Here is an 18,768-nt window from a genome sequence, read left to right on the forward strand (position 1 = left end):
CTGTCATGGCGGCTGCGGCGTGCGTGGGCACAGCGAAGCCGCCCGCTCTCATGAGTCGAGCATTCGATCTCGAGACTAAAGGGGACTACTGACGATTCGGCTGGAGTTTGCGAACCTCGACGAATTCTGTCACTGCTGGGATGAGGACGAAGGTGTTGAACCCTCACAAACAGGAATGATCTGGTCACAGATGGGCGAAAGGAGCGATGGCCGTCGCGGCCGCGGGTCTTCTCGCGCACCAGATTCGCAACGCGTTCTGCGGCGGCCTCAGGGGCTTCGTGTTTAACCGCATGATGTCCGCAAGGATCCGCAGCGTCTCGGATCCGGTTCGTGACGATCTCGTCTCACCAGAAGACACTTTTAATCGTCGCCAGCCGCAGACGCTCGGGACAGCTATGCCCGGTAACAGCTGTCCGCGAGGACCGCGATGCGGTCGCCGGGGAAGAAGGGGGCGACTCTGCATCGGGTCTCGGCGGTTCGCCGGGTGTCGACCTGGTAGCACATGCCGCAGTTGCCGCGCATCGAGGCCCGTACCTCGACCGACGACGCGGTCGGCTCGAGCGGCGGTGTCATGGCAGATGTCGGTGAACACGGTCGCGGCTCGGATGTCCAAGCTCGGCCTGGGTGGCCCGGCAGGGCAGGCGGCCAACGGCGCCAAATCTAGTGCGCCAGCAGTTCAATGCCGTCGCGGCGGATCTGCTGTGGTGTGGCGACGTCAAGAGATCGTCACTGGTAAGGGCAAGTTGTATCTGGCCACGGTGGAGAATCTGTTCTAGCCGCGTCTGCCCGATTGTGCCATGTCCACCCGTCACGATGCCGCCTTGACGGTCATCTCGTTGAGACGGCCGCGGCCATGCGGGTCCGGATGACACCTTTACGCTGATTGTCAACGCTCTCGCTCGGAGTCAAACACCGGCAACTTCGGGGGCGACGCCTCCGCAGATCATGGCAGTGATCTCGGTAGCTGCCGCTGGGCACATGTAAGGGACGCATACGTAGTCTGATCGCAAGTTTTCTGACAACATCGCGCTTTTAAACGTAAGGCTTAGCGATTTCGAACAACCATTTCGATTCGGGAGGCGGCTTCGACCGGGTCCTCGTGTTCCCAGACTCTGATGACAAGCCAGCCAGCCGCCTCGAGCTTGGAGTCCGTGTCGCGGTCGCGGACTCTGTTCTTTTCGATTTTTTCGTTCCAGAACTTGTCGTTGCGGCGAGCTGGCCGGTAATGCTCTATACAGCCGTGCCAATAACAGCCGTCCGAGAACACCGCCACTTTCACTTTAGGAAATACGACGTCTGCTCGTCTCCGCAGTCCCTCGACTGGGGGCGTGTCCACGCGGTAGCGAAGACCGAGCGCGTGAATCGCTGACCTGAGGGCGAGCTCGGGCTTGGTGTCACGGCTGCGGTTAGCCTTCATCACCTTCCGCGAAGCGGGAGTACTAGCCCATGAGTCCTCTGCTGGCTCCGGAATAATCAATCGCTCTTGCTCGAACGCCAGGCGCCATGCGACAGCGAGGTTGCGGGCACGGGTCGTCTCAGTGACCTCCCCCAGATAGGCTGTCCCGGTCTTGCCTTTGTCGGACCAGCGAAGATAAGCCCGGATCCGGCGAGTATTCGGAAGCAGTTTAAGCTCCACGGACGCCAACGCCTGCCGGCCTTCTCCAAGACCGACGTAGCGTCGATCTCGTCCGCCAGCCGCGCGATCCTGTTCCATGGTGCGTTCGGTACGGCTGAGGCCCGGCTTGCCCTTCCACGCTCGGTCGGGCGGTGGCTTGTCTTTCCACCGCCTGGGCTCGGCGACGGATGGATCGGTCACGTCAATGCTTCGGCCTCGTCCAAGACCGTCGCGACCGCGTTGGCGAATACCTGGCCAAGAAGAACGGGCACAGCGTTACCGAGCTGCCGCATCTTCTCCCCACGAGGCCCAACCAGGACCCAATCGTCGGGGAAAGTCATCACTCGAGCGGTCTCGCGGACGGTCATGTATCGGTGCCCACCGTCATCGAGAAGCATCACCGATTCGCCTCCCGGGACTCCGTGGACTCCGGCCTTGACGGTCTTGGCGGGTCGATCCAGTTCGTTTGGTGTATGCCCAGGATAAATCCGGGCGTCCGGCCAGCCGATGTGATCCGTGAAACCGCCCAGGTGGTACTCGTTCCGGTCGAGTTTCTCGACCGGAGGCAGAGGTCGTTGTCCGTCGATGCCCTTGATCGCGTCACGGAGAGTACGCCAGGGTCGAAGACGTTCTCTATCGAGCAACGGCAGCGAGTGCTGTGAAATCCTCGTCATCGCTTGCTCGCGGACCCTTCTGGGAACGTCCGGATGCCGTTCCCAGTACGAGCCGTTCCGCATGTCATCGTGAAGACTCTCCTCGGAGAATTGCGGTCGCACGAGCTGCTCGAACCGATCCCAGTCCACCCCGAGGTCTCGCCGGAACGCGATCATAATCACACGGTTTCTGATCTGCGGAACGCCATAGTTCGCCGCGTTTACGGGATAGTGTCTGACATCGTACCGTTCATGGTCATCTACCGTCGCTGTCTCGAGTAGGTGGCGTAGAACCTCATCATGATCCTGCCACCCACTACCTTCCGTTCGCTCTTCGAACGGAAGTGCCAATTCACGCTTGATGTACTCGAAGTAAGGCATGAACGATGGGCGCAGGAGCCCCCGCACGTTCTCGCAGACGACCGCCTTCGGCTCCATTTGCCTGATCGCTCTGAACATGTGCGGGAAACCGTTGCGCTTATCCTCGTCACCCTTGGCCACGCCCCCAAGGCTGAAAGGTTGGCACGGTGGCCCGCCAGCGAGAACGTCCACTCGGCCTTTGAGGTACTTAAAATCAACCTCGGTGACGTCCCCTACAAGTAGCGGGGGGTTCTCGCCGGGCTCCGGAATGGGCGGCGTAGTGCCAACTTTGTACGGGTGTGCCTTGTTCGCCTCGAGCGTCTCACACGCACGCTTATTGAATTCATTGAACAGGAGGGGCCTGAAGCCAGCGCTAGCTACCGCCATGGCTAGACCGCCACCACCCGCGAAGAGCTCGACGCTCGTACGGTCCTTCGAGGTGTGATTCAACTGTTCAACCATGGCGAAAGCGTACCGCGGAGTCGGCGACCTTGCAGCTCTATCGCTCGGTCCCTTCGAACACATGCGCAAACGCCCTCCCATGGATCATGTCTGACATAGGTGATCTACGACACCTCGCCAGTATCTACACTTACGAAGGTTGGTCGAGACTTGGCTGAGCACGACACCAGGAGTGACACATGGGGACGGACCGCAACGAGGCCATATATCTTGGAGGGCGCCCCGCATGACTGGGCAGTACAGCGACGGGTTTCGCCTCAGCATCACCAAGGCGCTGAGCACGCAGCTCTACACGGCCCTTCAGGCTCTCGAGCCAGCACCTCTGACCATGGAGAACCTGGACGCTCTCTATGCTCAGGCCGCCAAGCTTGGCTTGGACAGCCTGTCGGGGGTGTATCAGCTCTACCGCCAAAGGCCGATAGGTGGACACGAACTCACCTACGTTGGCAAGGCGGACCAACCCCTCCCTAAACGTCTAAGCGAGCACCTCTTCAAGCTGTCCGGCAGGGTGGGCATCTCGATCGACGAGATCTCGTTTAAGTGCCTCTTTGTGGAAGAGGACCTGTCCGCCGTCTCTCCGGAAAAGATGCTCATCAAAAGGCATTTGGAGACCAGCGCTATCGTCTGGAACAACCGCGGGTTCGGCATCAACGATCCAGGACGGAACCGAGATGGGACCGTCCTCAAGGACACTCATTTCGATCTTGAGTACCGCATCGACCTCGCTCGAGAGGTCCCCGGTCTTCAGGCGGGGTCTCAGTCTTTGCGCGATCTACTCCAAACGGTCAAGTCGGGAATCCCTTACATCTTTCGCTACCAGCGTTCGGCTGGCTTCAGGGACAAGTGGGTCACCGTCCCCAGCGCGAACATGAGTGTAGACGAGACCTTTCGGTTCATCGCTAAGCACCTGGATGAGACATGGAAGATCAGCGCCCTAGTGGGATGGACGATCATGTACCCGGACAATAACCGTAGTTATCCTAGTGCCTTCCGTTACTACCACTCCAACGGCACCGTCACGGACGCTACCCCTCGCACAAAGCAAGCCCAAGAAGGCGACGTGGATGCTCAAGACAACGGGGACGACGAGGATGAGAGCATGCTGTTCTGAATCGCGCTTTACTTGACAGACCGCCACCATTTTCGAGTTGACCCGGTTTGATGGACACCCTTGACGTGGTGGTTAGGCGGCCTGAGTGGCCTTATGGACATCGGGGTTGCCGTAACCCAGGCCTCTACCTCAACCTGGAATGTCGGAACCCGTTGTCGTCAAGCACAACGAAAAACGCCCCGGCCATACACGGCTCGGGGCGTTTATGCTGCTCAGCTGCTGTGGTCAGGGGCGGGGTCGAACCGTCGACCTTCCATTTTTCAGATGGAGCGATCACCCTGGTTGGGTAGCGGAGACCGTGGTCAGAGGGTGGTGAGCGTGACCGTGCATAGAAGGACAACGAGCACGCGCCAATGGTCGGATCACCAAGGCTCTGGAAATTTGATCACTATCAACTTAGGAGGCCCTGGCAGAGTCCGGGGTCTTTGGTGTTGTCCGCTGATGGTACGCAGCGGTCAGCGCCAGTGTCTGAGGTCTGGCGCAGCCAAGGTTCGACCTGCTGCGATGGCATTCTGTACGCTTCGCGCAAGAGTGTTCTCTAGGGCGGTCGCCTGCTGCAGGAGGTTCTGCGTGCCCATTCTGTCGTCCGTGTGCGCGAGCAGGTAACGATACTTGTCGTTGTTCTGCAGCTGCTCATGAGCCCGTAGCGCAGCATCCGCCTCTTGAGTACGGCGAGCATAAGCCTCTAGCTCCATGATTCGCTGTGTGACCATCGCGACCGAATGCTGCAGGGCTTGCCGCTGTGGAGCGAGGACGGCCGTCAGCTCAGGGGTGACGATGACACCGTGGGTAGCGGCGACCTGCTCCGCACGAAGGATTGTCTGAAAACGGAGGAAACGACTGATCTCCCATAGTTGTTGGGGAAACAGTACGTCGTTGGCGACAGAGTCCAAGAACCCCTGCCGGCTGACTTGCGACCCGGTGACTGTCATGACGGCGTCAGTAGTCCGTTTGAGCAAAGCGCGGGACTCGTTGTCGAGATCGCTGGGGAGTACGTAGTGATCACGATAGAGGCGTGCCAGCCGTTTTGGAGATGCGAGATGTTTCCTCGCGAGGAATATCGCTGCGACCGTAGCGAACAGAATGAGGAGAGACAAACCGATCCATGGTTCCTTGATCATGGCCTCGGCGATGCCCCTGATGATTCCGCCGACCATGAAGATTGCAAAAATCACCAAGCAACCTTTTGTGCTCGACGACTGAGAAGCGGCATACTTGGACGAAGGCGCCGTTGATGTGCCTACGAGCTTCCGGTTGCCTATGATCCGGCGCTTGTCCCGAGGTGGGGTCGACGATCGGCCAGTGATCAGCCCAGGAGTGCACGGTAAAGATCAGCCTCCTATCGGCCCTGGACGGTCCAGAGTTGGACTCGGCATCGTGGGCTCTCCAGGGCGCAGATACTCCCAGAGAGCACTTTCCTACACAACCGTCTTCAAGGGCGACGAACAGAAGTGGGTGAGAGCCGGGAGGGCGCCCTGAGGCCAAACAGAGTTTCTCGCTGGGTTGCGGTTCACTCTTCCGTCTGGCGATAGCTGGGGTCTCGGCGAGTAACGTGTCCGTGGCCATGTAAAAGTCCCCACAGGTGGCCAGTTCGTGGTCACCACTGATGGCCGGTTTAGGTCCCCGCTTCTCGTTCGCGTGTCGTCGGGAGGTGTGTGCCCTGAGCGGTGATCGTGACGGTGTCAGCCAGTCACGAGATCACCGCTCAGGGGGTCTGTTCGGCCATGAAGTCATCGGGGGAAGTCATGGACATCATCGCCGCCTACCGGGAGGTAGGCACCTATCGCGGAGCCGCGCAGATCTGCGGCACCACCCACAAGACCGTCAGACGCATCATCGAGCGGTCGCGGGCCAGCCACAAGCCGACCGGCCGCAAATGCCGTGAGCGCAACTTCGACGCGGTCGCCGAGTTGGTGGCCGCCAAGGTGGAGGCCACCGCGGGAAAGATCTCGGCCAAGCGGCTGCTGCCGCTGGCCCAGACCGCCGGATATACCGGATCAGCGCGTAACTTCCGCCGTCTGGTCGCCTCAGCGAAGAAGACCTGGCGGCGTGATCACCATCGCGGGCGGCGCCCGGCGATCTGGACACCGGGCCAGATGCTGGTCATCGACTGGGGCGAGGCCGGCGGCGGACTGCATGTGTTCTGCGCGGTGCTGGCCTGGTCCAGGATCCGGTTCGTCCGCTTCGCCGACAACCAGCGCTCCGCCACGACGCTGGCCATGCTGGCCGAATGCTTCGAAGAACTCGGCGGAGTGCCCACGATGGTGCTGGCCGATCGGATGGGCTGCCTGAAGGGCGGCGTGGTCGCCAACAAGGTCATCCCGACCGCCGATTACGTCCGCTTGGCAACGCACTACGGTTTCCGCCCCGACTGGTGCGAGGCCGCCGATCCCGAATCGAAGGGAATCGTGGAGAACCTGGTCGGCTACGCCAAGCGCGACCTGGTTGCCCCGCACGCCCCGTTCGATGATCTGACGGCGGCGAACGTCGCCGCTCGTCAGTGGTGCGCCGAGGTCAACGCCGTGCCGCACTCGGAGATCTGCGCCATCCCGCTTGAGCGGCTGATGACCGAACGTGATCTGCTGAGCGCGCTGCCGTCGCTGCGGCCCGCGATCGGCACGGCGCCGGCCACCCGCAAGGTCGACAAGCTCTCGTGCGTGCGGTTCGGCTCGGCCCGCTACTCGGTGCCCACCCGCCCTGATTGGCGCCGCCGTCACCGTCACCGAGGCCGACGGACGGCTACTGATCTGCGATCTGGCCACCGGCCAGATCGTCGCCGAGCACGCCCCCGTGGCTCCTGGCGAGGCAGCCATCAGCGACGAACACTACGGCGGCCCGCGGCCGGCACCACGCCGCGCCGCCCGGCCCAAAACCCCAGCGGAGAAGACCTTCCTCGAACTCGGCCCGATCGCTGAGGCGTTCTTGACCGCCTCGGCCGCCTCCGGCAACACCCGCCTGGCCGCCGACCTGGAGGAGCTGGCCGCGCTGCGGGCCGCGCACGGCGAGGCTGCCTTGCTGTCGGCGCTGGAGCGCGCGAGTTGTTTTCGCCGCTGGCGAGCCGAGGACGTGCGCTCGATCCTGGCCGCCGGAGCCGGAACCGCACACCCCTGCCCGGCCGGAGACGCCCTCGTGGTGGAGTTGCCGCAGGTGCCGACCCGGCCGCTGTCGGCCTACACCCTCGACAAGCTCACCCGGATCGGACAGGTGTCATGAGCTCATCCGTCATCCCGCCGCTGGCCGCCGATCTCGACAGCGGGCTACGCCGCCTGAAACTGTCAACGATCCGGCAGCTGGCACCCGAGGTGCTCCTGACCGCCCGCACCCAGCGGTGGAACCCCGAGGAGTTCCTGCGCACGCTCATCGACGCCGAACTGACAGCGCGAGATGCCTCTAACGCCCGAACGAGGATGAAGGCCGCCGCGTTCCCGGTCATCAAGACGATCGAGGAGTTCGACGTCGCCGCCTCCTCGATGCCCCGGGCGACGTTCGACTATCTGGCCTCGCTGGAATGGATCCGCGCAGCGGAGAACTACTGCGCGGTCGGCCCGGCCGGCACCGGCAAGTCCCACAGCCTCATCGCGTTCGGAGTCGCCGCTGTTCAGGCCGGTTACAAGGTTCGCTACTTCACCGCCGCCGAGCTGGTCGAGACGCTTTATCGGGGTCTGGCCGACAACTCCGTCGGCCGGGTGATCGAGAGCCTGCTACGCGCCGATCTGGTCATCATCGACGAGGTGGGGTTCGCGCCGCTGGATGACACCGGCACCCAGCTGCTGTTTCGGTTCGTCGCCGCCGCCTACGAGCGCCGCGCACTCGGGATCGGCTCGCACTGGCCCTTCGACCAATGGGGACGCTTCCTGCCTGAGCACACCACCGCTGTCAGCCTGCTGGATCGACTCTTGCACCACAGCATCGTCGTGGTCACCGAGGGCGAGTCCTTCCGCATGCGACAAGCCCGAACCCGAACCCCAGGACGACCCGTCAAGAAGTAGTCAACTACGAAGAGGCGGGGACTTTTTCCTGGCCACCAGCGGCGACACGCACTTGGCCATTGACAAACGCCTGCCCTCCGAGTAGGGGCTGATCTCGACGTGATGATTTCGCTGGTTGATGTGACAGTCGGCCGCGCCGACCTGGCCTTTTGCGGGACATCATCCGGCTGAGCGACTTCAAGATCATCCCGTGCGTATTCCGCGAAGGGCGACTCAGGGCAACTCGAGGTGGCTTCGGCTGCGCAGGTGCGCGTGCCCTATCGGGGAGAATTCCCAGGTCGGGGGTAGGTGACAAGGTCAAGATGGTGCCCCCGGCATGATTCGAACATGCGACACCCGCTTTAGGAGAGCGGTGCTCTATCCCCTGAGCTACGGAGGCAGGGGCTCCTAGTAAGAGTAGCGAAAGTAGCGAGTGGTTGCGCGCCCGAAGGGGGAGTTGGGGGCGGGCGCCGGGTTATCGGTTCGCTGGCCTGGAGTAATAAGAGGGGCAAGTGGGCGGGTGTGCGGCGTTGGGTGAGGTTAGCGTCACGATCTGTGATCGACAGGCGACGGAAGCGCATTCGCGGGCATCGAGCCCTGCGACCGGTGGTGCTGTGTGGTGCGATGCTGGCGCCCGCGCTTCTGGCCGGGGGGTTGCTGGTGGCCGAGCTCACCGGGTACGAGGCCGCCGTCCAGCGGGCTGACACCGGTGCGGAGCCTGAGGGGCCTGAGGAGGTCGAAGAGGCCGGGAGGACCGGTGAACTCCGGGAGGCCGAACGGGCGAGAGAAGCCGAGCGGTTCGGAGAGACGGCCGGAGCCGGGGAGGCCCGGAGAGCCGAGGAGGCTGAAGAGGGCGAGGAAGCCGAGAGTTTTGACGACGGTGAGGCTCTCTGGGTGGGGGACGGGGTACGCCGGGGGTTCCGGGAAGGCGGGGGAGCCTGGAGAGGCACGGCGTCTCGACTGAGGGCCGGAGAGCCTGTGGAATCGCCGGACGACGAGCCGCAGGACGAGCCCCAAGGAGCCGCGGGGACGCCGGCAGAAGCGGAAACACCGACGGAGGCGGGAACGCCGACAGAAGTGGGGACACCCCAAGAAGCAGGGACGCCCCGAGAAGCGGAGAGGCCGCGAGAGGCGCGAGCACCGGAAGAAGCGGTGGCCGTGGTGCCGGTCGTGGTCGGGTCCGTACGGAGCCGGGTGTTCGGGCCGAGGCTGATGCCTCCGCCGCTGCGGCCGGAGCGGGTGTACGGGGGATGGATGCCCGTCGCGGCGAAATCAAGAGTGCGCAACACGGATCCGGACGAGGCCGGTTGGCAAAGCAACCCGAGCGGGACTGATGGTGCGAGCGAGGCGGAGGTGGTCGTTCCCATCACACCTCGCCCGCAAGCCTCCAGAGGCCCACGGAAGGTGGCATCTCCACCTCCTGTGACACCTGAGCCTGGGGTGCGGCGTACGCCGCCACTCGCGCGGCCTGAGCGCCGCGACGAGTGTTCGGCGGAGTGGAAGGGGACGTGGCTCTGGGGGGTCTGCAAGAAGCACGCGCGGCAAGAAGCCTGACTTGTCCGGTCCCAAAAAGGGGTGTTCGGCGCATAACGGCTGTGGAGAGCTGGCCCGTTCACTTGGTCAGCTGTAGTAGCGTGCGTGCCTGACCCAGGTCACGAGTTCGCAAACGGAGGGGTCGAACGTGCCACCTCGTCGATCAGCGGGTCTGATCGCCGTCGTCGCGACGCTGACGTCCCTCCTGCCGGGATCCGCTGTCGCGCAGCGAGCGCCGGCGGAGGCTCAGACCGTCGTCACCGCGGATCCGGTGAATCTCACAGAGCTGCGTCGTGAGGCGGAGAAGGCCGCGAAGGACCTGGAGGCCGCGACCAAGGCCCTGGAGCAGCGGCGGACCCAGATCCGCAACTCGGAGAAGGAGCTCTCCGCCAAGCTGCGGGAGCTGCAGGTGGCCGAGCGGGCCTTCGCTCAGGTACGGCAGCCGCTGTCGGACCTCGTCGGGATCCTCTACCAGCAGCCCTCCGGTGGGGATCTGGCCGGCTTCTTATCCGGCGAGTCCAACGCCGACACCCTGCGCGCGATGGCCGGCCTCACCCAGATCGTCGCCGAGCGCGACCGCATCCTTGAGGACAGCAGCCGTCTGCAACTGGAACGGGAGCGCCTGGCGGGCGAGGCGCAGGAACTCAGGGCGGGCAACCTCCTCGCGGAGGCGCAGATGGGCGCCGAGATCGGAACGCTCAGGGTGCGCTCACAGAAGATCGTGCAGTCCCTCACCAAGGCCCTGGTGAAACTGGGCGTCAAGATCGACAAGAAGGGGCGTCCGGCCGCCGGATGCGACCCGACCAGGGCGACCTCGATGAGCGAGTTTCCCAACGGGCTGATCCCGCAGGCGTACCTCTGCCCGCTCCAGCAGAGCGGCAACCAGCTGCGAGGGGATGCCGCACTCGCGTTCATCAGCCTCAACGAGGCGTACAAGCGGCAGTTCGGCAAGCCGATGTGCGTGACCGACAGCTACCGGAGCCTGGCCGAGCAGCAGTCGGTCTACTACCGCCGCCCTGGCCTGGCGGCGGTCCCCGGCCGCAGCAACCACGGCCTGGGACTCGCCGTCGACCTCTGCGGGGGCGTCGAACGCTTCCGCTCAGCCGAGTTCAACTGGCTGGAGGCGAACGGCAAGAAGTACGGCTGGATCCACCCCAAGTGGGCTTATGTCAGCCCCTTCGAGCCCTGGCACTGGGAGTACGACCCCGAGATCGGCTCTCTGCTGTAAGGGCTTTACGGTTTCGCGAACACTGTCACTGACAGGTCAGATCGTTCCGTTGCGGATGCCGGCAAGGAAGTCGTCCCAGGCTGCGGGGGAGAAGGTGAGCGTCGGGCCGGAGGGATCCTTGCTGTCGCGTACGGCGACGAGGCCCGGCAGGTTGGTGGCCACCTCGACGCAGCCGTTACCGCCGTCGCTGAGGGTGGATTTGCGCCACGCGGGGGTAGCTGCCAGGTCCGGCATATCAGCATCCTCCGTACGTTCAGGGTGCGGTCGCGATGATATGGAGAAAGGTGTGGGAATCATCGGGATTAAGCGCCATCGCGGATAGATGGTTAAAAACCTGGTGGTACTGGTGCACCTCGGTATCTGCTTCGATGTAGATGCTACTCGCCAGTGCCTCGATGTAAACGACGTCTGGATGAGGGCCGGGGAAGTTAAGGATCGCAAAGGGGCCGACAACGGCGGGATGTGCCCCGGCATCGTGTGGTAGGACCTGAATTGTCACGTGCGATTGCCGGGCCTGGGCGAGTAGGTGAGCGCATTGTTCACTCATCACCTTGGAATCGCCCATTACGCGGCGGAGCGCGGCCTCGTCGATGATCGAATGGATGCGCAGGGGATCGGGCTTGCCCAGGGCGGCCTGGCGGGTCATCCGGACTTCGACGCGCCGATCGATCTCCTCGGCCGGTTCCTCAGACATCATCGTCGCCGTGATGACGGCTCGTGCGTAATCCTCGGTCTGGAGTAGCCCGTGTACGAGCTGCATGCTGTAGCACCTGATCGCGGCGGCGTCGGACTCCAGGCCGATGTAGCCCGCGTAGTCGGACGGCAGGTCGTCGTAGACATCCCACCATCCCTGCTCACGGGCTGATACCTGCAGTGTGATCAGGCTCTGGCGTACCTTCCCTGACACCTCGTAGGCGTTCAGGAGAGCGATCAGGTCGGCGGCCTTCACGCGGGATATGCAGTGCTCGATACGGCTGATCTTGGATGGCTGCCACCCGATTCGTCGCGCCGCCTGTTCCCCGGTAAGTCCTTGGAGCTCACGAAGTCTGCGTAACTCTGTCGCCAGTCGGCGTTGCCGTACCGTCGGACCCGAGCCAGCCATCATGATCCAGTCTTCCGCGAAAAATAGAAGTTTCTAAAATTCTTTCGGAAATCCTAGCGTCTCGTTGTCGTCCGGGGAGATGATGCCTGCGACATGGTAATCGCGCGATGGCTGGAGGGTCGTTGATGCTCCCCGTATCGTCACTCTTCCGGGCTATGCGCGTTATGTCGCCATTCACTCTGGGGGCGTACGTACGTTCCTTTGCCCGGAATGGTGCGAATCAGGGATTCATCCTTCATGATGCGCAGGACCTTCTGGATCGTCGTCCTGGCGACACCGAACTCCTGCTCCAGTTGGGTAAGACTGGGGATGACGGATCTTTCCCGATATTCACCATTTTCTATGCGCGTCCGAAGGGCGCTGTAGAGCTGCTCCCAGATTGTGCGATCTTCGTCCCACTCCATGATCCGTACCGTAGAGGGCTGTACTTTGCCCTACTTAACCCGCTCAGGCTCTACCCTGCTCAACTGTGGTGCACCAGGGTAGAGCCTGGTGCACACCCAACTCGTGCCCGGTAAAACGAACCCGTCCGGCGCTGCAACGACCGGACGGGTCCTTGATCAGGAAGTGAGTCCTGACCCGTGAACAACCCTAGTGCTCCGGTGCTCGACCGGAGTGTGGTGAGCGGCTGCGGCTGTTTCGCCGATGCGCCGCCGTTGCCGATGGGGTGTGCCGCCTGCGGGCACGCTCCCTACGCGCACGGTTGCCCCGGCCGGCCCGCCGATCACGAGTACGTGCAGCCCTCGGGCGCCTTGATGGACATTCGCCTGGAGGCCCGTCGTACGGGGAACCGCTTCATGCCCTGCTTCGAGCCGCTCGCCCCCGCATGCCCTGCCGAGGCGATCCTTTCGGTGCCCGCCCAGCGGCCCGCAGAGCAGGAGCAGGCCGAGGTTCAAGCTGAGGTCCGGGCTGCGGAGGACATCGCGCCGGTGGCCGTTCAGCGTCTTTCCCGACTTCACGAGTCCTGTCCAACCCGCCGACTCAGGCCAGGCGCCGGGCGGCCTCGCGTGCCCCACCCGAACGCGTCTCACTCGAACACGTCTCACCCGAACGTGCCTCACCGGAACGCGTTCTGCTCGAACGCACCACACCCGAACGCGACCCGCCCAACCCGGACACCCCGGCCCTTCACCCCCGAGCGCCGCCCCAAGCGAACGACCGCCCGCACCCCGTGCCGCGCGGCGCTCACCCCATCTCCGTACCGGCCGCTCGGCCCGTACGGCTCACCCCTCCGTGTTCTCGCCCGTTCCACAAAGCGGGCCCGTCCACCGCTACCAACGTCCGGACGGGCCCTTGATCGGATGGAGGTCCAATCAATGAACGATGGTAGGTCCAGCGCCCCCGAACCGGCCATCCCCGGCTGGCGGCTGATCCTCAGCGACGCCGGGCGGCTGTGGGCCAGTCGCGTGGAGCCCTTCTCGTCGATCGCGTTCCACGCCGGAGCCGAACGGACCGTCGACGCCGACACCCTCGACGCCCTCCAGGCCGAGACCGAACGGCAGGAGGGCATCGCGAGGAAGGCTCAGGAGCAGGCCGCCGGATGGGGGATCTCGTGATCCGCCGCCTTCCGAGCAGGCGGGCCTCCGCTCGCGGGCGTCACCGTGACGGCGTGATCGCTGTCGCCGTCCCTCACTACACCTGGGACCACCAGGCGCGTGCGGAGGCGGCACTGCTGCAGGTCACCTGGCCGGGCTGGGCCGTGCTGTACGGCACCGGCAGCCGCCTCTTCCACGCCATCGCCACCTGGCCCACCCCGGAACCGGTGCTGCTCTGCGACCGGACCGTCGAGGGCCTGAAGTCCCAGATGCGCGAGGCCGAGATGACCGCGATCGTCCAGCGTTGGACGATCACTGAGACGACCGACCGTTCCTGAGCGGGTACGGCGGCTGTGGCCGGGAGAGGCCCCGGCCGCCGTACCCTCGCCGGTCGCCGTACGGTCCACCCCAGCCGATCGCGCCGGAGCGGCGTCGTCGGGAGAGCTCGCCCCGCGCGGGAGGCGGTCGTGACGGAGGGGCGTCGGAAAGCCTCACCCGCGCGGGAGGCGGCCATGGTGAAGTCCCGTCGGGAAGCCTCATCCCGCGCGGGGGCCGATCGTGATGGAGAGCCGCCCGCCGGCCTGGGCGGAGGCGAGCTCGGTGGCCTGGGCCGGTGTGGTGGCCAGCACGACGAGCGCACCCCGCTCCGACTCCCCACCCGGGGTGGCGAGGACCGTGACGTCCTCGGCCACGACGCTCGCCGGGGCGGTGCCCTCCCACGCCGAGGTCGCGGCGAGCACGTTCACCACGTCACCCGGCGAGAGCAGGCGCGCGGTCTCGGGATCGGCGACCCGTACGGGGGTGGCGACCGTTCCCCGACCGTGGGCGGCCAGCAGGCCGGGGCCGAGCAGGCGGACGTCCGTCAGCGGCTCCCCCCGCCTCGCGGGACCCGTCAGGACCTTTCCCGCGAACGGCGTGCCGGGCCTCAGGGCGCCGTCGGGGGCCGTACCGGGTCTCAGTGGAGCCGGTATCAGGTCGGCCGTCCCCAGCACGCCTCCGGACAGATCCCTCGCGGCGACCAGGACGGTCACCGAGGCGGTGTCCTGGCGCAGCGCGAGGATGGCGCAGCTCATCGCCGAAGCGGCGACGAGGGTCGCGATGAGACGGTGACGACGGCCGAGGAAGCGGCGCAGAGCGCGCATGGCTGACTCCAGGGGTGGGGAGTCGGGCGGCGCGGTGCCCGCGATGGGTGGTGGGATCACTCCGCGAAGTGACGGAGTGACGGAGTGACGGTGGACCAAGGCCAGGCCGCTGCGGCCCGGCGCGACTACGGCCCGGCCGCCACGGCACAGCCCGGCCGCTACGAAAAACGGTCAGCCGGGGAGCTCGAAGGGGAGCTTGAGGCCGTCCAGGACGTCGGGGCAGGGGCAGGTGCGTTTTTCCGGGAGTGCGGCCACGACGTCGCCGATGAGGGAGCGCATGCGGCCGACGTTGGTGGCGAAGAAGGAGAGGACCTCCTCGTGGGTGACCCCCTCGCCCGCCTCGACCCCGGCGTCGTGGTCGGTGACGAGGGAGAGCGTGGTGTAGCAGAGGGCGAGCTCGCGGGCGAGGATCGCCTCGGGGAAGCCGGTCATGCCGACGATCGACCAGCCGTTGCCGCTGAACCAGCGGGACTCGGCGCGGGTCGAGAAGCGCGGGCCCTCGATGACGACCAGGGTGCCGCCGTCGACGGTCTCCCAGCCCTCGGCGGAACGCGCGGTGGAGATGGCCGCCGCACGGCCCAGGGGACAGTAGGGGTCGGCGAAGGAGACGTGGACGACGCCGCCCGCGTCGTAGTAGGTCTGCGGGCGGCCGATGGTGCGGTCGACGAGCTGGTCGGGAACGACCAGGGCGCCGGGACCGATCTCGGCGCGCAGGGAGCCGACCGCGCTGGGGGCGAGGACCTGGCGGACGCCGAGGGAACGCAGCGCCCACAGATTCGCCCGGTAGGGGATGCGGTGGGGTGGGAAGCGGTGGTCGCGACCGTGGCGGGGCACGAAGGCGACCGAACGCCCTCCGATGCGGCCGACGGTGACGACGTCGCTGGGCGGGCCGTACGGCGTGGTGATCTCGACTTCTGTGGCGTCGTCGAGCAGGGAGTAGAAACCAGAGCCGCCGATGACCCCGATGTCCGCGCGAGTGACCATGAAGCTGAGGCTAGCGCCACGAACCGACCGCTGAGGACCCCCGATGACGGCCTGTGGATAACCGAGTTCGTCGGGTAATCATCGGGGGTTGACGAGGCTGAGGGGGTTGAGGGCGGGGAGGTGGTGAAGGGGACGGGGGCAAGAGGGCTGGGGAACGGCTCCGGGCGCGCGGCTCAGGAGGCCGCGGCGGCCGTGCTGCTCGCGGCCTTCGCGGGCTTGGAGTCCGACGAGGTCGAGGAGCTCGACGACGAGGACGACGAAGAAGACGAGGACGAGCTCGACGAGTCGGAGGACTTCGAGGAGCCGGAGTCGGAGGAGCCCGAGGCGCTCGACGAGCCGTTCGCGGAGGCCACGGTGCTCGACGACGACGACCGGCTGTCGGTCCGGTAGAAGCCCGAGCCCTTGAAGACGATGCCGACCGCGGAGAACACCTTGCGCAGGTCGCCCGCGCAGCTCGGGCACTCGGTGAGAGCATCGTCGGAGAACTTCTGGACGATTTCGAACTGGTTGTTACAAGCGGTGCAGGCGTACTGGTAGGTGGGCACGCTCTCCTCCTCGTGTGATCCGCGCCGATTGGCACTCTAGTGGCGCGACTGCTAATGGTATGCAGCTGACAAGCTTAAACGCGAGTCGGGGTCCTCGCATTCCGTAGCCACATTCCGATCGGATGAGGCCGTGGCGAGGGTGAATCCCCTGCTCAGAGGGCCTGCGAGGGCGTCACGTCCCCTTCTCGCCGTACCATCCGGCGAGCTTGCCCCTGCGGCTGATCGCGCGCATCCGGCGCTCGACCACGTCCCGGCAGGCGGCCGTGGCGACGACGAGGAGCTGATCGTCGACCCTGATCCTCGTGGAGTCGGAGGGGACGAACGAACGGCCTTCCCGCACGATCAACGTCACCTGGGCGTCCCTGGGCAGCCGCAGTTCGAAGATCTCCACGCCCTGCAGCTTGGACGTCGGCGGCACCTTGACCTGGAGCAGGTCGGCGTTGAGCTCCTCCAGCGGCGCCGACTCGACCTCCAGGTCGCGGGCCTCCTCCGGCCTGGTCAGCTTGAGGAGTTTCGCCACGAACGGCAGCGTCGGCCCCTGCAGCAGGGTGTAGACGATGACGATCACGAAGACCTCGTTGAACACGAACTTGGCGGTGCCGTCGGGGACGGAGTCGGCCGCCCACGGGATGGTCGCGAGCACGATGGGCACCGCGCCGCGCAATCCGGCCCACGACAGGAACGCCTGTTCCCGCCAGCCCAGCCGGTCGATGCCGAGCAGCCGGGTCAGCAGCGCGGAGACGATGATCGACGCGGGGCGGGCCACCGCGACCAGGATCAGCCCGGCGACCAGGCCGGGTACGAGCGAGGACGGCATCTCGGAAGGGCTCGCCAGCATCCCGAGCATCACGAACAGGCCGATCTGGGCGAGCCAGGCCACGCCCTCGGCGAAGCCCCGCGAGGCCGCGCGGTGCGGCATCTGCGAGTTGCCCATGACCAGCGCCGCGAGGTAGATCGCGAGGAAGCCGCTGCCGTGCAGCAGCACGGCTCCCCCGTAGGCGACGAACGCGAGCGCGAGCACCGCGATGGGGTACAGGCCCGAGACGGGCAGCGCGATGCGGCGCAGCGCGTACGCGCCGAGCGGGGCGACCGCGAGGCCGACGGCGGCACCCACCGCCAGCTCGAAGAACACGTCGAACAGCGCCACCCCCAGGCTGGGAGAGGCGGCGGTGCTCAGCAGCATGACGGCGATCACGGTGGGGGCATCGTTGAAGCCGGACTCGGCCTCCAGGATGCCCGCGAGGCGCGGCGGCAGGGGCAGGCGGCGCAGTACGGAGAAGACGGCGGCGGCGTCGGTGGAGGCGAGGATCGCGCCGAGCAGGAACGCGGTCCGCCAGTCCATGCCGAGGATGAGGTGCACCGGGACCGCGACGGCCGCGATGCTCACCCCCACGCCGACGGTGGCGAGCACCAGGGAGGTGGGGATGGCGTCCTTGACGTGGCTCCAGGTGGTGGTCAGACCACCTTCGGCCAGGATGATCGCGAGCGCGATCATGCCTATCTGCTGCGCGAGCCGCGGGTCCTCGAACTGCAACCCGAACCCGGCCTCGCCGACGATCAGCCCGAAGCCGAGGAAGATGAGGAGGCTGGGCAGTCCGCTCCGGTGGGCGACCCGCACCGCGACGATGGCCGCGATGACGATCCCGGCGCCGAGAAGCAGCCAGACGTCCAGTCCCATCTGGCCCCCTCTCTCACTCCGGGGACCATTGTGTCGTATTCGCAAAGGCCGTCACGACCAGGTGGCGGACGCCTCTCGGCACGTTCCGGCGCCTTCTATCCCGTACCCGGCGGGGGTTTCGCAGGTCGATCCCGTCGGGGCACTTCGCTCGGGCTTCTGAGGGAGTCCGGGCGGCTGAGCGATAGGTCACACTCCGGCGGCGGCGGTCCTGAAGATTCCCGAGGGGGTCACGGCGTAGCGGACCGGGACGTCGTGGGGCTCGGCGGGCACCCCTTCGAAAGCGCCGTCGAGAGCGCCGTTGAAACCACTGTCGAGAGCGTCGTCGAGACCGCTGTCGCGAGCACCGCGAGCACCGCCGAGCAGTTCGCCCTCGTGGAGCAGCGCCACCGTCGGCACGTTCGGGCCGACCCTGGCCAGCGCCCGGTCGTAGGAGCCCCCGCCCCTGCCCAGCCGTACGCCGGTGGAGACGTCCACCGCGAGCGCGGGCACGATCACCAGGGCCGCGGTCCTTATGGCGTCGACCCCGCGCCTGGTGTCGACCGGTTCCATGATCCCGAAACGGCCGGGGGCGAGGGTGTCCGGGCCGTCGTACACCGCCCAGTCGAGATCGTCGTCGTCGCGGAGCACGGGCAGGATCACGGTCGCGCCGTGTTTCCACAGGGCGAAGACGAGCCCGTGCGTCGCGGGCTCGGTACCGACCGACCAGTAGCACGCGACCAGTCCGGCCATCTGGACCCAGGGACGGTCCAGCAGGGACTCCCTGATCTGGACGGAGGCCGCATGCCGCTGCTCGTCGGACATCGAGGCGCGTGCCCCCTCGATTGTGGTACGCAGCGTCTGCTTGTCCACAGG

Annotated in this window: 17 protein-coding genes, 1 tRNA gene and 1 pseudogene; 6 read left to right on the plus strand and 13 right to left on the minus strand. The window is 65.7% G+C overall.

Translation table 11 applies throughout. The features are described 5' to 3' along the window. Positions 1–393: 393 nt before the first annotated feature. The 3 genes from AB0B90_RS23245 to AB0B90_RS23255 all read right to left on the minus strand — a co-directional run bounded on the left by AB0B90_RS23245 (position 394) and on the right by AB0B90_RS23255 (position 3,090). A complete protein-coding gene (locus tag AB0B90_RS23245) occupies positions 394–573 on the minus strand; it encodes a hypothetical protein (RefSeq protein WP_362924676.1) in 180 nt (59 codons plus the stop codon). Positions 574–1,045: 472 nt separating this feature from the next. Continuing rightward, entirely contained in the window at positions 1,046–1,714 is a 669-nt protein-coding gene (locus tag AB0B90_RS23250; RefSeq protein WP_362924678.1) for a very short patch repair endonuclease, read from the minus strand. Positions 1,715–1,812: 98 nt separating this feature from the next. Further along, positions 1,813–3,090 (minus strand): DNA cytosine methyltransferase, encoded by a 1,278-nt coding sequence (locus tag AB0B90_RS23255; RefSeq protein ID WP_362924680.1) that lies wholly within the window; start codon positions 3,088–3,090, stop codon positions 1,813–1,815. Positions 3,091–3,316: 226 nt separating this feature from the next. Between AB0B90_RS23255 and AB0B90_RS23260 the strand changes: the two genes are divergently transcribed. After that, positions 3,317–4,201, plus strand: a complete 885-nt coding sequence (locus tag AB0B90_RS23260) for a hypothetical protein (protein ID WP_362924682.1) — start codon at positions 3,317–3,319, stop codon at positions 4,199–4,201. Between the two features lie 455 nt (positions 4,202–4,656). On the opposite strand, the gene AB0B90_RS23265 is transcribed toward AB0B90_RS23260, so the two are convergent. Continuing rightward, a complete protein-coding gene (locus tag AB0B90_RS23265) occupies positions 4,657–5,376 on the minus strand; it encodes a hypothetical protein (RefSeq protein WP_362924684.1) in 720 nt (239 codons plus the stop codon). Between the two features lie 549 nt (positions 5,377–5,925). On the opposite strand from AB0B90_RS23265, the pseudogene istA reads away from it, so the two are divergent. After that, positions 5,926–7,414 (plus strand): annotated as a pseudogene (gene istA, locus AB0B90_RS23270) (IS21 family transposase). Then, positions 7,411–8,190, plus strand: a complete 780-nt coding sequence (gene istB, locus AB0B90_RS23275; protein ID WP_362924686.1) for an IS21-like element helper ATPase IstB — start codon at positions 7,411–7,413, stop codon at positions 8,188–8,190. Before istA ends, istB begins: the two are co-directional and overlap by 4 nt. A gap of 303 nt (positions 8,191–8,493) precedes the next feature. Here istB and AB0B90_RS23280 read toward each other — a convergent pair. Next, a tRNA-Arg gene (locus AB0B90_RS23280) sits at positions 8,494–8,569 on the minus strand. Positions 8,570–9,973: 1,404 nt separating this feature from the next. On the opposite strand from AB0B90_RS23280, the gene AB0B90_RS23285 reads away from it, so the two are divergent. Then, positions 9,974–10,930 (plus strand): D-alanyl-D-alanine carboxypeptidase family protein, encoded by a 957-nt coding sequence (locus AB0B90_RS23285; RefSeq protein WP_350945538.1) that lies wholly within the window; start codon positions 9,974–9,976, stop codon positions 10,928–10,930. A 36-nt stretch (positions 10,931–10,966) separates the two neighbouring features. Here the strand turns inward: AB0B90_RS23285 and AB0B90_RS23290 are convergent, their stop codons facing one another. The 3 genes from AB0B90_RS23290 to AB0B90_RS23300 all read right to left on the minus strand — a co-directional run bounded on the left by AB0B90_RS23290 (position 10,967) and on the right by AB0B90_RS23300 (position 12,436). Next, on the minus strand, positions 10,967–11,164 hold the full coding sequence (locus tag AB0B90_RS23290) for a DUF397 domain-containing protein (RefSeq protein WP_362924689.1): 198 nt from the start codon (positions 11,162–11,164) through the stop codon (positions 10,967–10,969). Between the two features lie 19 nt (positions 11,165–11,183). Beyond that, a complete protein-coding gene (locus tag AB0B90_RS23295; protein ID WP_362924691.1) occupies positions 11,184–12,035 on the minus strand; it encodes a helix-turn-helix transcriptional regulator in 852 nt (283 codons plus the stop codon). A 137-nt stretch (positions 12,036–12,172) separates the two neighbouring features. Continuing rightward, the gene (locus AB0B90_RS23300; RefSeq protein WP_362924693.1) at positions 12,173–12,436 is read right to left on the minus strand and encodes a winged helix-turn-helix domain-containing protein; all 264 of its coding nucleotides are present in this window, start codon (positions 12,434–12,436) and stop codon (positions 12,173–12,175) included. A 912-nt stretch (positions 12,437–13,348) separates the two neighbouring features. Between AB0B90_RS23300 and AB0B90_RS23305 the strand changes: the two genes are divergently transcribed. Together AB0B90_RS23305 and AB0B90_RS23310 are read left to right on the plus strand one after the other, a co-directional pair. Next, complete coding sequence (locus tag AB0B90_RS23305) at positions 13,349–13,588, plus strand: hypothetical protein (protein ID WP_362924695.1); 240 nt, start codon at positions 13,349–13,351, stop codon at positions 13,586–13,588. Positions 13,589–13,641: 53 nt separating this feature from the next. After that, a complete protein-coding gene (locus tag AB0B90_RS23310) occupies positions 13,642–13,905 on the plus strand; it encodes a hypothetical protein (RefSeq protein ID WP_362924697.1) in 264 nt (87 codons plus the stop codon). Between the two features lie 198 nt (positions 13,906–14,103). Here the strand turns inward: AB0B90_RS23310 and AB0B90_RS23315 are convergent, their stop codons facing one another. The 5 genes from AB0B90_RS23315 to AB0B90_RS23335 form a co-directional block, all read right to left on the minus strand. Continuing rightward, positions 14,104–14,709, minus strand: coding sequence for an RcpC/CpaB family pilus assembly protein (locus AB0B90_RS23315; protein WP_362924699.1), 606 nt, complete (start codon positions 14,707–14,709; stop codon positions 14,104–14,106). A gap of 171 nt (positions 14,710–14,880) precedes the next feature. Then, positions 14,881–15,693 carry an S-methyl-5'-thioadenosine phosphorylase gene (locus AB0B90_RS23320; protein WP_350945530.1) on the minus strand — a complete coding sequence of 271 codons (813 nt, stop codon included), beginning with the start codon at positions 15,691–15,693 and terminating at the stop codon, positions 14,881–14,883. Positions 15,694–15,866: 173 nt separating this feature from the next. Continuing rightward, positions 15,867–16,238 (minus strand): FmdB family zinc ribbon protein, encoded by a 372-nt coding sequence (locus tag AB0B90_RS23325; RefSeq protein WP_350945529.1) that lies wholly within the window; start codon positions 16,236–16,238, stop codon positions 15,867–15,869. A gap of 172 nt (positions 16,239–16,410) precedes the next feature. Then, entirely contained in the window at positions 16,411–17,916 is a 1,506-nt protein-coding gene (locus AB0B90_RS23330; RefSeq protein ID WP_350945528.1) for a potassium/proton antiporter, read from the minus strand. Positions 17,917–18,102: 186 nt separating this feature from the next. Next, positions 18,103–18,765 (minus strand): 5-formyltetrahydrofolate cyclo-ligase, encoded by a 663-nt coding sequence (locus tag AB0B90_RS23335; RefSeq protein ID WP_362924702.1) that lies wholly within the window; start codon positions 18,763–18,765, stop codon positions 18,103–18,105. Positions 18,766–18,768: the final 3 nt, after the last annotated feature.

It is taken from the genome of Streptosporangium sp. NPDC049078 (genome assembly GCF_040648855.1).
Lineage (GTDB): Bacteria > Actinomycetota > Actinomycetes > Streptosporangiales > Streptosporangiaceae > Streptosporangium.

What these genes read in the sequence shown, in the direction of transcription:
- AB0B90_RS23320 (WP_350945530.1), bottom strand. Translation starts at nt 15,693, where the DNA reads ATGGTCACTCGCGCGGACATCGGGGTCATCGGCGGCTCTGGTTTCTAC.
- AB0B90_RS23300 (WP_362924693.1), bottom strand. Translation starts at nt 12,436, where the DNA reads ATGGAGTGGGACGAAGATCGCACAATCTGGGAGCAGCTCTACAGCGCC.
- AB0B90_RS23305 (WP_362924695.1), top strand. Translation starts at nt 13,349, where the DNA reads ATGAACGATGGTAGGTCCAGCGCCCCCGAACCGGCCATCCCCGGCTGG.
- AB0B90_RS23290 (WP_362924689.1), bottom strand. Translation starts at nt 11,164, where the DNA reads ATGCCGGACCTGGCAGCTACCCCCGCGTGGCGCAAATCCACCCTCAGC.
- AB0B90_RS23250 (WP_362924678.1), bottom strand. Translation starts at nt 1,714, where the DNA reads ATGGAACAGGATCGCGCGGCTGGCGGACGAGATCGACGCTACGTCGGT.
- istB (WP_362924686.1), top strand. Translation starts at nt 7,411, where the DNA reads ATGAGCTCATCCGTCATCCCGCCGCTGGCCGCCGATCTCGACAGCGGG.
- AB0B90_RS23330 (WP_350945528.1), bottom strand. Translation starts at nt 17,916, where the DNA reads ATGGGACTGGACGTCTGGCTGCTTCTCGGCGCCGGGATCGTCATCGCG.
- AB0B90_RS23260 (WP_362924682.1), top strand. Translation starts at nt 3,317, where the DNA reads ATGACTGGGCAGTACAGCGACGGGTTTCGCCTCAGCATCACCAAGGCG.
- AB0B90_RS23295 (WP_362924691.1), bottom strand. Translation starts at nt 12,035, where the DNA reads ATGATGGCTGGCTCGGGTCCGACGGTACGGCAACGCCGACTGGCGACA.
- AB0B90_RS23255 (WP_362924680.1), bottom strand. Translation starts at nt 3,090, where the DNA reads ATGGTTGAACAGTTGAATCACACCTCGAAGGACCGTACGAGCGTCGAG.
- AB0B90_RS23245 (WP_362924676.1), bottom strand. Translation starts at nt 573, where the DNA reads ATGACACCGCCGCTCGAGCCGACCGCGTCGTCGGTCGAGGTACGGGCC.
- AB0B90_RS23315 (WP_362924699.1), bottom strand. Translation starts at nt 14,709, where the DNA reads ATGCGCGCTCTGCGCCGCTTCCTCGGCCGTCGTCACCGTCTCATCGCG.